The 14,518-nt window shown below is 66.5% G+C and carries 16 protein-coding genes, 1 tRNA gene and 1 pseudogene; 11 read left to right on the forward strand and 7 right to left on the reverse strand.

Annotation, left to right across the window (positions count from 1 at the left end):
• Window positions 1-95 (forward strand): annotated as a pseudogene (locus tag HNP02_RS42665) (MspA family porin); the annotation flags it as partial.
• A gap of 65 nt (window positions 96-160) precedes the next feature.
• Here HNP02_RS42665 and mscL read toward each other — a convergent pair.
• Window positions 161-613: a large-conductance mechanosensitive channel protein MscL gene (gene mscL / locus HNP02_RS12520; protein ID WP_184438674.1), complete on the reverse strand. Its 453-nt coding sequence runs from the start codon at window positions 611-613 to the stop codon at window positions 161-163.
• Window positions 614-751: 138 nt separating this feature from the next.
• On the opposite strand from mscL, the gene HNP02_RS12525 reads away from it, so the two are divergent.
• Window positions 752-952 carry a hypothetical protein gene (locus HNP02_RS12525; protein ID WP_184438676.1) on the forward strand — a complete coding sequence of 67 codons (201 nt, stop codon included), beginning with the start codon at window positions 752-754 and terminating at the stop codon, window positions 950-952.
• Between the two features lie 3 nt (window positions 953-955).
• Here HNP02_RS12525 and HNP02_RS12530 read toward each other — a convergent pair whose 3' ends face one another.
• Both HNP02_RS12530 and HNP02_RS12535 read right to left on the reverse strand, forming a co-directional pair.
• Window positions 956-1,618 carry an SAF domain-containing protein gene (locus HNP02_RS12530; protein WP_184438678.1) on the reverse strand — a complete coding sequence of 221 codons (663 nt, stop codon included), beginning with the start codon at window positions 1,616-1,618 and terminating at the stop codon, window positions 956-958.
• A gap of 68 nt (window positions 1,619-1,686) precedes the next feature.
• Window positions 1,687-2,088, reverse strand: a complete 402-nt coding sequence (locus tag HNP02_RS12535) for an FmdB family zinc ribbon protein (protein ID WP_184438680.1) — start codon at window positions 2,086-2,088, stop codon at window positions 1,687-1,689.
• 62 nt (window positions 2,089-2,150) lie between these two features.
• Here HNP02_RS12535 and HNP02_RS12540 point away from each other — a divergent pair, with 62 nt between their 5' ends.
• Window positions 2,151-2,846 carry an HNH endonuclease family protein gene (locus HNP02_RS12540; RefSeq protein ID WP_309241527.1) on the forward strand — a complete coding sequence of 232 codons (696 nt, stop codon included), beginning with the start codon at window positions 2,151-2,153 and terminating at the stop codon, window positions 2,844-2,846.
• On the opposite strand, the gene HNP02_RS12545 is transcribed toward HNP02_RS12540, so the two are convergent.
• Window positions 2,843-3,427: a 5-formyltetrahydrofolate cyclo-ligase gene (locus HNP02_RS12545; RefSeq protein WP_184438682.1), complete on the reverse strand. Its 585-nt coding sequence runs from the start codon at window positions 3,425-3,427 to the stop codon at window positions 2,843-2,845. The two genes, HNP02_RS12540 and HNP02_RS12545, sit on opposite strands and share 4 nt — an antisense overlap.
• 98 nt (window positions 3,428-3,525) lie before the next feature.
• On the opposite strand from HNP02_RS12545, the gene HNP02_RS12550 reads away from it, so the two are divergent.
• The 5 genes from HNP02_RS12550 to HNP02_RS12570 all read left to right on the forward strand — a co-directional run bounded on the left by HNP02_RS12550 (window position 3,526) and on the right by HNP02_RS12570 (window position 7,792).
• Window positions 3,526-4,440, forward strand: coding sequence for a UTP--glucose-1-phosphate uridylyltransferase (locus tag HNP02_RS12550; protein WP_184438684.1), 915 nt, complete (start codon window positions 3,526-3,528; stop codon window positions 4,438-4,440).
• A 40-nt stretch (window positions 4,441-4,480) separates the two neighbouring features.
• Window positions 4,481-5,740 carry a gephyrin-like molybdotransferase Glp gene (gene glp, locus HNP02_RS12555; RefSeq protein ID WP_184438686.1) on the forward strand — a complete coding sequence of 420 codons (1,260 nt, stop codon included), beginning with the start codon at window positions 4,481-4,483 and terminating at the stop codon, window positions 5,738-5,740.
• A 34-nt stretch (window positions 5,741-5,774) separates the two neighbouring features.
• Entirely contained in the window at window positions 5,775-6,428 is a 654-nt protein-coding gene (locus HNP02_RS12560) for a GNAT family N-acetyltransferase (protein WP_184438688.1), read from the forward strand.
• A gap of 134 nt (window positions 6,429-6,562) precedes the next feature.
• A complete protein-coding gene (gene glpR / locus HNP02_RS12565) occupies window positions 6,563-7,660 on the forward strand; it encodes a gephyrin-like molybdotransferase receptor GlpR (RefSeq protein WP_184438690.1) in 1,098 nt (365 codons plus the stop codon).
• 56 nt (window positions 7,661-7,716) lie between these two features.
• Window positions 7,717-7,792: transfer RNA gene (locus HNP02_RS12570), tRNA-Ala, on the forward strand.
• Between the two features lie 114 nt (window positions 7,793-7,906).
• Here HNP02_RS12570 and HNP02_RS12575 read toward each other — a convergent pair.
• On the reverse strand, window positions 7,907-9,859 hold the full coding sequence (locus tag HNP02_RS12575; RefSeq protein ID WP_184438692.1) for a heavy metal translocating P-type ATPase: 1,953 nt from the start codon (window positions 9,857-9,859) through the stop codon (window positions 7,907-7,909).
• A gap of 101 nt (window positions 9,860-9,960) precedes the next feature.
• Between HNP02_RS12575 and HNP02_RS12580 the strand changes: the two genes are divergently transcribed.
• Window positions 9,961-10,314: a metalloregulator ArsR/SmtB family transcription factor gene (locus HNP02_RS12580; protein WP_184438694.1), complete on the forward strand. Its 354-nt coding sequence runs from the start codon at window positions 9,961-9,963 to the stop codon at window positions 10,312-10,314.
• 46 nt (window positions 10,315-10,360) lie between these two features.
• Here the strand turns inward: HNP02_RS12580 and HNP02_RS12585 are convergent, their stop codons facing one another.
• Window positions 10,361-10,978 (reverse strand): superoxide dismutase, encoded by a 618-nt coding sequence (locus HNP02_RS12585; RefSeq protein WP_184438696.1) that lies wholly within the window; start codon window positions 10,976-10,978, stop codon window positions 10,361-10,363.
• A gap of 290 nt (window positions 10,979-11,268) precedes the next feature.
• On the opposite strand from HNP02_RS12585, the gene HNP02_RS12590 reads away from it, so the two are divergent.
• Together HNP02_RS12590 and HNP02_RS12595 are read left to right on the forward strand one after the other, a co-directional pair.
• A complete protein-coding gene (locus tag HNP02_RS12590) occupies window positions 11,269-11,748 on the forward strand; it encodes a DUF309 domain-containing protein (RefSeq protein ID WP_184438698.1) in 480 nt (159 codons plus the stop codon).
• A 90-nt stretch (window positions 11,749-11,838) separates the two neighbouring features.
• Window positions 11,839-13,077 carry a KasA/KasB family beta-ketoacyl-ACP synthase gene (locus tag HNP02_RS12595; RefSeq protein WP_184438700.1) on the forward strand — a complete coding sequence of 413 codons (1,239 nt, stop codon included), beginning with the start codon at window positions 11,839-11,841 and terminating at the stop codon, window positions 13,075-13,077.
• 14 nt (window positions 13,078-13,091) lie between these two features.
• On the opposite strand, the gene HNP02_RS12600 is transcribed toward HNP02_RS12595, so the two are convergent.
• A complete protein-coding gene (locus HNP02_RS12600) occupies window positions 13,092-14,450 on the reverse strand; it encodes a wax ester/triacylglycerol synthase family O-acyltransferase (RefSeq protein ID WP_184438972.1) in 1,359 nt (452 codons plus the stop codon).
• Window positions 14,451-14,518 lie beyond the last annotated feature (68 nt).

Here is a 14,518-nt window from a genome sequence, read left to right on the forward strand (position 1 = left end):
CTGCCGGCGGCGTGCTGCTGCGTCCGTTCGCTCGCCTGATCGCCTCCACCGGTGACAGCGTCACCACCTACGGCGAACCGTGGAACATGAACTAACTCCCCGGTTCACAACGCAAACAGCCCCTGGCTTCGGCCGGGGGCTGTTCGCGTTCTGGGACGGCCTACTCTTTGTCGGCGCTGGTGGTCTCGGCAGTGTCGGGGCTGGGCCCGGTGCCGGGCCCGGTCACGTGCTTGCCGCTGCCGCCGTCGGACAGCAGATTGCGGATCTCGGTCAGCAGGCTCAGCTCGGTGTCCTGAGCCTGCTCCACCTCGCCCTTCTTGCGGAGCCGGTTGTAGGGCACCACGACGAAGAAGTAGACCACCGCCGCGACGAGGACGAAGTTGATGGCCGCCGTCAGCAGGACGTTGAGATCGATGGTCTGTCCGCCGCCGATGCCGATCTTCAGGATGCCGTAGTTCTTGTCGCCGCCCGCGCCGATGCGGTCGATCAACGGCTGGATGATGCTTTCGGAGAACTTGGTGACGAGCGCGGTGAACGCAGTACCGATGACGACCGCGACCGAGAGGTCGACGATGTTGCCGCGAGCGAGAAACTCCTTGAAGCCCTTCAACACGTGCGGATCCCTTCCATGCGTGACGGGTGGTTGTCCAGATGTGCCACGTTATCGCTGCTGACGCTGCGGATGCCGGAACGCGGTGCTAGCTTCTTGGAATCCGTTCACGTGTAGAGGATTTGGAGCGAACGAGTGTCGATGCGGTTGCTGGTGCCCGTTGCGATGGTGCTGATCGGCCTTGCCGGATTGGCTGGAGGCACGGCAGGAGCTCAGCCGACAACCCCGGCGCCTGCGCCACCGGGGTCGACATCCGACGAACTGGCCGACATGGTGATGGATGCGATTCAACCCGGATCCGGTGCGCCGACCACCACACCCGTTGCGCCGCCTCCGCATTGACGCTCAGTGCAGGGTGAGCGTGACGGCCTGGGTCAGCGACGCGCCCGCCACCTCGTTCGCCGTGTGAGCGGGCAGGGCCACCAGCACCAGCCTGTCGTCGCCCCTTCCGGGTGAGGTGACCTCCTCGGAGACCAGGACGACGACGGCGTCCGTGGCCACCACACGGGGCTCATCGACGGAGCCGCCGGGTGCGGCGGAATCGGCGGCCAGCACGTCCACCACGTCTCCTGGACGAATGAGGTCGAGGAGGGCGGCGTCGGCCAGACGTAGCGGCACCACCCGCGCGTCCGGTCCTGCGGTGGCCTCCGCGAGTCGCGGGCTGAGCAGTCTGACGTCGGTGAGCACTTCCCCGCGGCGTGCCGGGCCGGCCAGGGTCGACCCGAGGAGCGCGGCCGGGTCGGCTTGAGAACCGTCGGGAATGGTTGTCCTCGAACGTGATTCGATGCGAAGGTCGGCCGCGGTGAGCTCCACGCCCGGCGCGACGTCGTGCGCGAAGACGACGACGTCGGCGCGGCCGTCGGCGGGGTCGGGGCGCAGCGCCGCCGCTCCAGCAAGTACGACGAGTGCACCCGCGGTCACCCTTCGGGCCGCGGCGGTCCTAGTCCAGTCCGGTCGGAGTGCCTGCGTCAGCCGGCTCAGCGGTGACGGATTGAGTGCTTCCCCCATGCGCCAACGTTAGGTGGCAGCGACGGGTTTCCAACCCCGGCGACGGCCGGGCCTGTGGATAACTTCGTTTAAGAGCTGGCAGCGGCGGGGGCGGAGGAGCTGCTGCTCGAACTCGAGCTCTTGCCGTCCGACGAACCGGAGCTCGACGAGCTCGAGCTGGACGAGGAGTCGGAGCTGCCCGACGAGGACGACGCACCAGAGGAGGAGGACGAGTCGGAGGACGATGACGAGCCCGTCGACTCGCTGCTCTTGGCCGACCCGCTGGACGCGCTGCCGGACGCACTCTTGGCACTTTCGCGGCTGTCGTTGCGATAGAAGCCGCTGCCCTTGAACACCACGCCCACCGAGCCGAACAGCTTGCGCAGCCGGCCGGAGCACACTGGGCACGTGGTCAGCGCATCTTCGCTGAAAGCCTGTACCGCGTCGAACCGGTTGTCGCACTCGGTACACGCGTAGGAATAGGTCGGCACGAAAACCTCCGAGACAGTCAAACTTGTTAGCACTCTACCGGCGCAAGTGCTAGAACCGAAATGTGGGCCGCGCCATTCCCGTTCTAGTCCTGGTCGTGGCGGTCGGCGTCGCCGTGGCCGCCTGGCTCCACTTCCGCGCCGAGACGATCGTAGCGGTGCCACCCGGTGCACCGCCTTCCCAGGGCTCGATCGGATACGAGCAGGTCAGGGCGGACCTCCAGCGGCTGCCGGTGAAGGGGTGGGATCGGCGCCGCGACTTCACCAGAAATCGGTTCGGCGAAGCGTGGAGTGACGACGTCGACGTCGAGCTCGGCCGCAACGGCTGCAACACCCGCGACGACGTGCTGGTCCGCGATCTCGCCGACGTCGCCATGCGGCCCGGCACCTGCTTCGTACAGCGCGGCACGCTCCACGACCCCTACCGCGGCGAGACGATCGCCTTCGTCCGCGGGCCCGCAACGTCGGACACCGTGCAGATCGACCACGTCGTGTCGCTGGCCGACGCTTGGTACAAGGGTGCCCGCGACTGGGATGACGAGCGGCGCCGCGACTTCGCCAACGATCCGCGCAATCTCCTGGCCGTGAGCGCAAAGGGCAACTTCGACAAGGCATTTCGCGACGCCGCGAGTTGGCTGCCACCCAACGTGGGGTTCCGCTGCGAGTTCGTCGCGCGCCAGGTGGAGGTCAAGACGGACTACGGGCTGTGGGTCTCGGACAAGGAGGAGCGGGCCATGGCCGAGGTGCTCGCCGGCTGTTAGTCGGGCGGCCGGAGCGCGACGAGTCCCTGGCCTGGCGTCAGCGCGTCCGTCATCGGCACGTCGTGATCGGCACCGGGCAACCAGTCCACCAACTCGTCGTCACGGACCACCGCGATCAATCGCGCCGCCGGATCGGCGTAGCTCAGCGACCGGTCGTAGAAGCCGGCACCACGGCCGAGTCGCACGCCTGCGAGGTCCACCGCAAGAGCCGGAACCAAGACCACCGACGCGGCGGCGATCGCGTCGACACCCAGCCATGGTGGCTCCGGTTCGCGCAGCCCGAAGCGAGCGTCGACCAGATCACCGGCGCGGTATTCGCCCCATTCCAGCGGCAGAGGGGTGCCCGTCTCGTCCTCGAGGGCGACGGGTAGCAGAACCCGCACGCCGAGCCCGGCCAGCGCATCGAGCATCGCCGGCGAACCGGGTTCAGAACCCACCGGAACGTATGCGCAGACGGTGTCTCCTGCGCCCACCAGGGCGGGCAGGTGTCCGGCAAGCGCGTCGGCCTCGGCCCGTCGTTGCTCGGGCGAAGTCAGGCGACGGGCCCGCAGCACCACTGCCCGCACTTCGGCCTTCGTCATCCGCTCCACGAACACACCATGACATCCGACCGACCGACCTTTTGTGACTTGCCAGGCTCGGGAGGTCGCAAACCGGGGATGACGTTATGGTGTGAACGATGACGACACGGGCCGAGGTGCCGATTCCGCGCACGGCGGTCGTTCCCGCTGCCGGTCTGGGGACGCGATTCCTGCCAGCCACCAAGACGGTGCCCAAGGAGTTGCTTCCGGTCGTCGACACGCCTGGAATCGAGTTGGTGGCCGCTGAAGCGGCCGAGGCCGGCGGCGAACGCCTGATCATCATCACCTCGGAGGGCAAGGACGGGGTGGTCGCGCACTTCGTCCAGGACCTCATCCTCGAGGGCACGCTGGAAGCCCGCGGCAAGCACGTGATGCTGGAGAAGGTGCGCCGGGCGTCCGCGCTGATCAAGGTCGAGTCCGTCGTGCAGAAGGAGCCGCTCGGGCTCGGTCATGCCATCGGGTGCGTCGAGGAAAAGCTGCTGCCCGACGAGGACGCGATCGCGGTGCTGCTGCCCGACGACCTGGTCCTGCCGACGGGCGTCCTGGAGACGATGTCGAAGGTGCGCGCCAAGCGCGGCGGCTCGGTGCTGTGCGCCATCGAGGTGCCGCCCGAGGAGATCAGTGCCTACGGCGTTTTCGACGTCGAGGTGGTGCCCGACGCCGCGAATCCGAACGTGCTGCGCGTCAAGGGCATGGTGGAGAAGCCGAAGGCCGAGGACGCCCCGTCGCCCTACGCCGCCGCTGGCCGGTACGTGCTGGATCGTGCGATCTTCGATGCCCTGCGACGGGTGAAGCCCGGCGTCGGAGGCGAGATTCAGCTGACCGACGCCATCGCTCTGCTGATCGAAGAGGGCCATCCGGTCCACGTCGTGGTGCATCGCGGTCGCCGACACGACCTAGGAAATCCCGGCGGCTACCTCAAGGCTGCGGTTGACTTTGCGTTGGAACGCGACGACTACGGACCGGAGCTACGGCGCTGGCTGGTCGAGCGATTGGGCCTGGGCGAACACTAAAGAGTGCGCCGCGGGCCATGGCACTGCAGAAAGGCGCACTGTGCGGTCGGTCGAGGAGCAGCAGGCTAAGGTAGCCGCCGCTGCAGTAGCGCCAAGGCCGGTGCGGGTGGCCATTGCCGAAGCGCAGGGTCTGATGTGCGCCGAGGAAGTCGTCACCGAACGACCGCTCCCCGGCTTCGACCAGGCCGCCATCGACGGGTATGCCGTGCGCAGCGTCGACGTGCTCGGCGTCGATCCGGGTGATGACGCCGACGAAGACGGTGACCGCGAGGTCAGCCTTCCCGTGATGGGCGTGATCGAGGCGGGCACACGCACCCCCAGTCGCCTGCAACCACGCCAGGCCGCCCGCGTTCAGACGGGCGCCCCGATGCCGACGCTGGCCGACGCGGTGTTGCCGCTGCGTTGGACCGACGGCGGGGAGTCGCGGGTGCGGGTGCTGCGCAGCGTGCGGTCGGGTGCCTACGTCCGGCGCACCGGTGACGACGTCCAACCCGGTGACGTCGCGGTGCGGGCAGGCACGATCATCGGCGCGGCCCAGGTGGGCCTGCTCGCGGCGGTCGGCAGGGAACGGGTGTTGGTGCATCCGCGACCGCGGCTGTCGGTGATGTGCGTCGGCGGGGAGCTCGTCGACATCTCGCGCACGCCAGGCAATGGGCAGGTCTATGACGTCAACTCCTATGCGCTGGCGGCGGCGGGCCGCGATGCGGGCGCCGAGGTGAACCGCGTCGGGATCGTCGACACCGAATCCAAGGAACTGCGTGACGTCGTCGAGGGTCAACTCAGCCGCGCCGAGGTGGTCGTAATCGCCGGCGGCGTCGGCGGGGCGGCGGCCGAGAGCGTGCGTGCGGTGCTGTCCGAACTGGGGGAGATGGAGGTCGCCCGGATCGCGATGCACCCGGGTTCGGTGCAGGGTTTCGGTCAGCTGGGCCGCGAGGGCGTGCCGGTATTCCTGTTGCCCGCCAACCCGGTCAGTGCGCTGGTGGTGTTCGAGATCATGGTGCGGCCACTGATCCGGATGTCGCTGGGCAAGCGGCAGCCCTTGCGGCGTGTCGTGCAGGCCCGAACCTTGTCGCCGATCTCGTCGGTCGCGGGCCGCAAGGGATACCTGCGCGGGCAGTTGATGCGCGATCAGGACACCGGCGAGTACCTGGTGCAGGCCCTTGGCGGCGCGCCAGGTGCGTCGTCGCATCTGCTCGCCACGCTTGCCGAGGCGAACTGTCTGGTGACCGTCCCGAGCGAGGCCGAGCAGGTCCGCACCGGCGAGATCGTCGACGTGGCCTTCTTGGCGCAACGCGGTTGAGAAGCGTCGTGGCTGATCGACGGGGCGCGGCGGCGTGAGCTTCCTGCGTTCGTCATCCGTCCATCCGGGTTGGCCGAAGCCGATTGGACCGTTGCGGGTGCCCGCCGGGTTGGTGCGGCTGCGTCCGGTGCGGTTGCGGGACGGCTCGCACTGGAGTCGCCTGCGGCTGACCGACCGGGAACACCTCGAACCGTGGGAGCCTGTCGCCGAAGTGAATTGGGAAGTGCGCCATGCGCTTTCGTCGTGGCCGTCGATCTGTTCGGGCTTGCGTGCCGAGGGGCGCCGCGGTCGCATGTTGCCCTACGCGATCGAGCTCGACGGCGAGTTCTGCGGTCAGCTCACCATCGGCAACGTCACTCACGGGGCGCTGCGCTCGGCGTGGATCGGCTACTGGGTGGCCAAGGCGGTGACCGGAGGTGGAGTGGCGACGGCGGCACTTGCGTTGGGCGTCGACCATGGGCTGGGACCGGTAATGCTGCACCGGATCGAGGCGACGGTGCGGCCCGAGAACGCCGCGAGCCGGGCAGTGCTCGCCAAGGTCGGCTTCCGCGAAGAGGGGTTGCTGAAGCGGTACCTCGAGGTGGACGGAGCGTGGCGGGATCACCTTCTGGTGGCGATCACGATCGAGGAGCTCGAGGGCTCGGCAACGTCGCGGTTGATCCGCACGGGCCGGGCGAATTGGTCGTGATGGATGTTGCAGATGTGACATGTGGGGCTAATGTGCTTGAAAGAGGTGAATTACAGGTGTGTAATTGACCTCGGCGCGTCGCCCCCGGGTGCGCTGGTCACAGACCTAGCCTGAAGGGGAAAGGAGCCGGCTACATGCCAAGCATCCCCCAATCACTCCTGTGGATCTCACTCGTGGTGCTCTGGCTCTTCGTGCTCGTTCCGATGTTGATCAGCAAGCGGGACACCGTACGTCGTACCAGTGACGTGGCCCTGGCCACCCGCGTGCTCAACACCGGACGCGGCGCCAGGCTGCTGCGCCGCCGCAGCGGACCTGCCGCAGGCCATTACAGCGATCCCGACTGGCGGCCGTCCGAGGACCTCGTGGACGACGGCGTCGACGACCACGAAGAGGACGACCACCACGACGCGCCATCACGGCGGCCCGTCGTGCAGGCCGCTGCCGCGGTGTCGACCGAACCCGACTACCTCGACGTCGACGTCGTCGAGATGGACTCGGGCGCACTGCCGGTCGGAGCCTCCGCCGCGCAGGCGCAACTGCCGCTGGACTACGACGACAACACGCAGACCTTCTCGGTCGAGGATCTCTCCGAGGTCGACGAGGTCGACGAGGTCGATGAGGTCGATGAGGTCGACGAGGTCGATGAGGTCGAAGCCGAGCCTGAGGCTGCGTCCGACGAGTCCACGGATGTGTTCGAGTCCCTCGACGACGGCACCGACCACGACTACGAGTACGTCGACGACTCCTCGGGCCTGGAGGCGCCGTCGGACACCGACCTTCACGTCGCCGACTCCATCTCGGAGGCGCGGCGCAAGCGCTACGAGTCCAAGACGGCCGCCGCCGTGAGCGCGCGAAAGTACAAGTTCCGCAAGCGGATGCTGATGGTGATGGGTGTGTTGTCGGTGGCTACGGCCGCCACCGCGTTCCTGGTGTCGCCGACGTTCTGGTGGGCGTGTGGCTCCGTCGGTGCGGTGACCATCCTCTACCTGGGGTACCTCCGTCGCCAGACCCGCATCGAGGAGCAGGTGCGGCGCCGTCGCGCACAGCGGATGGCGCGGTCGCGGCTCGGCGTCGAGAGCACCCAGGATCCCGAGTTCGACGTCGTGCCATCGCGGCTGCGTCGTCCCGGCGCCGTGGTGCTGGAGATCGACGACGAGGATCCGATCTTCGAGCACCTCGAATACGCTCCGTTCGCCGCTGACTACGACTTACCGCGCGCCGCGGGCGAGTAGCTCGCTGGGGTTTTCGACCTCGGCGGGGTGACTGGTAACCTGTGCTTCCGGTACAAGGGGCTATAGCGCAGTTGGTAGCGCGTCTCGTTCGCATCGAGAAGGTCGGGAGTTCGATTCTCCCTAGCTCCACCACATTTCAGCAGGTCAGGGCCCGTTGCGATAGGCCTGCGCCCGCGCTCTGCCCCGTCGGGGGTGGCTCTCGTGCAACGGATGCCCGCCAGCGGAGAATCGGGGGGGACCATGACGCTACGACTTCGTAGGCGGATCGCTGCGCCAAGCGCGGGCACTCAGCAGTCGTAGTCCGTTGAGGGCAACGATGATCGTTGAGCCTTCGTGACCGGCTACGCCGAGTGGCAAGGGCAGGTGTCCGAAGAGGTCCCAGGCGACCAGTCCGGTGATGAATGTCGCCGCGATGGCGAGGTTGACAATTACGACGCGGCGCGCTCGGCGTGCCAACGCGACAACGGCGGGGATGGTGGCGAGTTCGTCGCGAACCGTGACGGCGTCGGCAGTATCCAACGTCAGGTCGGCTCCGTTGAGTCCCATGGCAATCGAAGCGTGAGCGGCTGCCATGGCGGGAGCGTCGTTGATGCCATCGCCGACGAAGAGCACGCGGTGACCATCAGTCTGTTGTCGGCGTACTTCGGCCACCTTGTCCTCGGGGAGCAGATCGGCGCGAACGTCACTCACCCCCACATCCATCGCCAGCCGATTGGCGGCACGTTGGTTGTCCCCGGTGAGCAAGATCGGGGACGCGGATGTCAGGGCGGTGATGGTGCGGACAACGTCTTCGGTGCCTTCGCGGACGGTGTCTGTGAGTCCAAGGATGCCTACTGGCAGTGCATCGACGATCACGACGACTGCGGTGGACCCGGCATCCTGCACCTCGGTGACACCAGGCAGCGTCTCGCCTCCGAAGGAGCGTGGACTGATTACTTCGACGACCTGGCCTGCGAGGCGGGCGCGCACTCCGCGTCCAGGCAGGGCGTGGAACTCGGCGGCCTCTGGTATGTCGATTCCACGTTGGCGAGCATGGGCCACGACGGCACGGCCGAGCGGATGCTCGCTGAACTGCTCGGCGCTCGCCGCGATCCGCAGCACTTCGTCGACGTCCATCTGGTGATCGGCCAGCGGCACGACGCTGGTCAGTCGCGGCGCTCCCGTGGTCAAGGTGCCCGTCTTGTCGATGGCGACAACCGTGGCCTCCGCCAAATGCTCCATGGCGACAGCAGATTTGACGAGAACACCGTGACGTCCGGCGTTGGCGATGGCGGACAGTAGGGGCGGCATGGTGGCCAGCACAACGGCACATGGCGACGCCACGATCATGAACGTCATGGCACGAAGCAGCGTGCCTTGCAGGTCTGCTCCAAAGGCCAGCGGGATCGTGAACAACGCCAGCGTCGCGACGACCACGCCGACCGAATAGCGTTGCTCGACCTTCTCAATGAATAGTTGGGTTTTGGCTTTGGTTGCCGATGCTTCTGCGACCAGTGCGACGATCCGAGCGACCACTGTGTCAGAGGGGTTTTGGGTGACTCGGATGCGCAGTACGCCTCCACCGTTGTGGCTGCCTGCGAAGACGTTGTCGCCGGTGAGCTTGTTGACCGGTAGCGACTCTCCGGTGACCGACGATTGATCGACGTCCGACGAGCCACCAACGACGACTCCGTCCGCTGATACTCGCTCACCGGGTCTGATGACGACGTGCTCGCCGATCTGAAGGTCCTGCGGATGGACGGATTCTTCGGCGCCCTCGGCGTCGATCCGCGTTGCGCGACTCGGTGCCAGGTCCAGTAGGCCCTTCACCGAATCCTCGGTGCGCTTGGTCGCCGCATCTTCCAACGCACCGGAGGTCGCGAAGATGACGATGAGCAATGCGCCATCGAAAATCTGGCCGATTCCGGCTGCGCCGATGGCGGCTACCACCATCAGCAGATCGACGTCGAGCGTTCGGGAACGCAACGCCTGAAAGCCTTCCCAGGCTGGAGACCATCCGCCGGTGAGGTAGCAGGCGACGTAGAGCGTCCACCAGATCGCAGATGGCGCGTCGAGCAGTTGGGCAGCCAGGCCGACGAGGAATAGGCACAACGCGGCGACCGCCCATCGCACCGATGTGACGGACCACAGACCGGAGACGCCGAGCCGACGCGCCGCTACCAGCCCGCTGCGGGTCGGTTGCACCGTGGCAGTGCTCATCGAAGATTTCTCCCCTCGCCATGAAACGCAGACACAACATGTATACATGTAAATCTCTACATGTATCATATGCGCAGCTGGCGGCGTGCTTCAATGGATGAATGGGACATGGCGTCGAAGGCCGTGTGACGCCGCCGGCGACTCTCGACCCGGGGTCGGCGGTCAAGATCGCGGAGACGTTGCAAGCGTTGGCCTCACCCAATCGCCTGATGATCCTGACCCGACTACGGCAGTCGCCGTGCTCGGTGGGGGAACTGTCGACTGCGGTCGGTATGGAGCAGCCTTCGGTGTCTCACCAGTTGCGGCTGTTGCGGGCACTTGGACTGGTGGCGGGCGACCGTAACGGTCGGAACATCGTTTATCGCCTCTACGACAACCACGTCGCACAACTGCTCGATGAAGCGGTCTACCACATCGAGCACTTACGAATGGGCGCTACTGACACGACCGCTTAGCGCACGAAGAGGGGTGGGGGGGTGGCCCTTCTAGAAGAGTGTTGTTCTAGAAGATCAGACCTTGGGCCTTGCAGCCCGCGGCGAATCGGTCTTGCACGTCGGCCCAATTCACCACGTTCCAGAATGCCTTGACGTAGTCGGCCTTCACGTTCTTGTACTGCAGGTAGTAGGCGTGCTCCCACATGTCGACCTGCAGCAGCGGGATGATGCCGAGCGGCACGTTGGCCTGCTGGTCGTAGAGCTGGAAGGTGAGCAGGCGCTGACCCAGGGTGTCGTAGCCGAGGACTGCCCAGCCGGAGCCTTGCAGGCCGTTGGCGGCGGCGGTGAATTGTGCCTGGAACTTGTCGAACGAGCCGAACTGGTCGTCGATGGCTGCGGCGAGTTCACCGGTGGGCTTGTCGCCGCCGTTGGGGGAGAGGTTCTTCCACCAGATGGAGTGGTTGACGTGACCGCCGAGGTGGAACGCCAGGTTCTTCTCGTTGAGGAAGATCGCGGCGTGGTCGCCGTTGGCGCGCGCCTCGTCGAGCTTGGCGATGGTGTCGTTGAGACCCTTCACGTACGTCGCATGGTGCTTGCTGTGGTGAATCTCGTTGATCTGGCCCGAGATGTGCGGCTCGAGGGCACCGTAGTCGTAGTCCAGTTCAGGCAAGGTGTACTCGGCCATGAGGGTCCTTCCGGTCGGTGGTCTTCGCGCCGACATCCGTAGTCGCAGTGGTGACTTGACGGGCACGGGCGTGCGATTTCGCGCCGACGCCAGCCTACGCCATCTGTCCAACTGTTCAGATGATGTGCTAATCTGGCCACGCGGGTCGGGCGTTGAGCGACGTCGATGCAGCACATCACGTAGCAACTCGTCTTCGATGCAACGCGTCTTCGGGGCGGTGGCCAATGCCACAGCCCGGCCCGCTCAAGCCAATTCGCCTCGTGCTCGCGGAGGCCTGCCACGATGGGCACATGCGCGAGCGCGATCGTGACGAGTCGGGCAGGCCTCGAAACACCCGTCCCCGGGATGCCATGGGGCGGCCCCTTCCGCCGGGCAGCGAAGGCATTCCGCGCATCCCCGACGAACTCGAGCTAACGCCTGCTGCAAGCCTGGCCTATGCCCAGGATCTGCTGGACCGGGGTTTGGCGTTCAACGCGCACGAGGTGCTCGAGGCCGCATGGAAGAGCGGTCCGGACGACGAGCGGTTGCTATGGCAGGGCCTGGCCCAGCTCGCGGTCGGCATCACCCACGTCCAGCGAGGCAACGTCAAGGGTGCGCTCGCCGTCCTTCGGCGCGCGTCGGGCCGTCTCAGCGATGTTCGGGTGGCGCCGTACGGCATCGATACGGCTGGCCTGGTCGACTGGGCCGACGCCATGATCGACGATCTCGCAGCCGGTGCCGAGATCAGCGAGCAGCGGCTTGCGCCTCATCTGACGATCCAATCCGGATGACGGCGCACCCTCTGGGGCGGCGGGCAGCTACCGGAGATTCGCCGTCGATGGTTACCGTAGAGCGGTTACGCACATCGACTAGGGGGCCTGATGCGACGCGAACTTCCCGACGTAGTCATCACGGGGGTAGCGCTGACCAGTGCATTGTCGACTGACGCCGAAGAGACCTGGACGGGGCTGGTCGACGGTCGCAGCGGTATCCGCAAGCTGTCCGACCCATTCGTGGAGGAACTGGATCTACCAGTGCGCATCGGGGGCCAAATACACGAGGACTTCGACAGTGAGCTGAGTCGCGTGGAACTGCGACGCCTGTCCTACCTGCAGAAGATGGCCTTGGTGCTGAGCCGTCGCGTGTGGCTGCACGCAGGGTCTCCGGAAATGGACTCGACCCGGCTCGCCGTGTCGGTGGGCACCGGGTTCGGCAACGGGGAAGAGGTGATCCTTGCCTACGTCGCCATGCGCGAACGCGGGTTGAGGGCGGTCTCGCCCCTGGCGGTCCAGATGTTCATGCCCAACGGGCCCGCGGCGGCGATCGGATTGGATCTGGCAGCGCGGGGAGGCGTATCGGCGCCGATGCTTGGCGATGCGTCCGGTGCGGCGGCCATCGCGCAGGCGTGGCAGCAGATCGTCTTCGGGGATGCCGACGTCGTGATCTGTGGTGGCGTCGAATTCCCCATCCAGGGGGTGCCCGTCGCGGCGTATTCGCAAATCGACGGCATCATGTCCACCGACAACCACGACCCCGAAGGCGCCTGCCGCCCGTTCGACAGAAACCGAACCGGCATGGTCTTCGGTGAGGGCGGTGCGCTGCTGGTGATGGAGACCGAAGCGCACGCCAAGGCCCGTGGCGCGCGGATCCTGGCCCGCGTTTTGGGCGGGTCCATCACCTCCGACGGCTACGACATCATGGCGTCGGACCCCGATGCCGAACAAGAGACCCATGCGGTGACGCGGGCGATGGAGCTCGCGGGTCTCGCGCCCGGCGACGTCGATCACGTGAACGCCCACGCCGCGGGTACCCGCGACGGTGATCTCGTGGAGGCGGCTGCGCTGCAGAAGGCCTTCGGCTCCCACCGACCCGCCGTCTACGCCCCAAAGGCCGCGCTGGGCAACACCTTCGGATCTGCGGGCGCCATCGAGGCGGTACTCACCGTGCTGGCGCTACGTGACGGTGTCGTACCCCCGACGCTGAACCTGACGGAGCTCGACGAGCGCGTCGACCTCGACGTGGTCACCGGAGCGGCCAGAAAGGGCGACTACCGGTACGCGCTGAGCGACACGTTCGCGTTCGGTGGCCACAACGTCGTACTCGCCTTCGGCAAGTACTGACGTATCAAGCCAATTCAGATTCCGCAGGCCCGTTCCAGGTCGGTGAGTGAGTCCTCGAGGTGTCCGAGCAGCCGCTGAAGGTGCGGCACACTGCGCCGGCAGCCGACGAGGCCGAAGTCGAGATTGTCGGCGGTGTTGGTCAACGTGATGTTGAGCGCCTGACCGTCGAGCGCGATGGAGAGCGGGTAGTGACCGTCGAGCCGGGCGCCGTTCCAGTACATCGGCTCTCGCGCACTGGGCACGTTGGAGATGACGATGTTGAACGGCGGCGGCGCCGCCGAGACGAAGCCGGGCACCAGGGCGAGGGCGACGCCAGAACTGAGGAACGCCGACAGCGCCAGCGCCTGCATGCGTGGCAGTTCGGCGAATACCTTCTTGTTGGCGTGCATGGACGTACTGATGGCTTCGAGCCGCTTGGCGGGATCCTCGACGTCGGTGGCCAGGTTGCACAGAATCGTGCCGACCATGTTGCCGCCGGAGTCTTGGTCGTCCGCGGTGCGAAGGCTCACCGGAACCATGGCGACAAGTGGGCTGTCGGGCAGCGCCTCCTGCTCGCTGAGGTAGGCACGCAGCGCGCCGGAGCACATCGCGAGGACGACGTCGTTGACGGTCGTCCCCGAGGCGTTCTTGACACCCTTGATGCGCGCGAGTGACCACGACTGCGCGGCCACGCGCCGTGCACCGCCGATGGGTACGTTGAGCATCGTCTTGGGCGCCCGGAATGGCAGGGTCAGCTGCTGTTCGATCAGCGCAGCCCTGGCCAGCGAAAGGCTCGAGGGGGCCAGTGCGGCAACCGATCCCGCCGTGTCGATCAGTGACCGCAGAGCTGACCGCGACGGTCCCGGCTTCCTCGGCTTCGGCCCGAGCGTCCATGGCACCCTCAACTCGAGGTCGTTGGGGTCCGGCGTCATCGCCCGGATCATGAGGCGTTGGGCGGAGACTCCGTCGAGTAGCGAGTGGTGAATCTTCGTGTACACCGCGAAGCGGCCGTCGCTGAGGCCCTCGACGAGGCTTGCCTCCCACAGTGGCCGATGCCGGTCGAGCAGGGTGCCGTGCAGACGCGAGACGAGTTCGAGAAGGTCCCGCACCCGGCCGGGGCGCGGCAACGCAGACCGGCGCAAGTGGTAGTCGATGTCGACGTCGTCATCGAACGCCCACGCGACGTTGGAGATGCCGCCGAGCATTCTGCCCGGATGCTTGCGGAATGTCGGCTGGAAGTCGTCGTTCTTGACGATCCTCTCGTACATGTCCCTGACGTAGTCGGGGCCGGCACCTTCGGGCGGCTCGAAGAGCTGCAACCCCGCGACGTGCATCGGGTGCTCGCGGGATTCGCCGAGCAGGAACATCGAATCCGTTGGCGAGATCAACTGCATGAATGTGACGGTACTCACGTTGCACCGTTCGCAGTCGGGGCAACCTCAAATGAGTTCCGGAAAAGTTA

The organism is Mycobacterium sp. AZCC_0083 (genome assembly GCF_014202335.1).
Lineage (GTDB): Bacteria > Actinomycetota > Actinomycetes > Mycobacteriales > Mycobacteriaceae > Mycobacterium.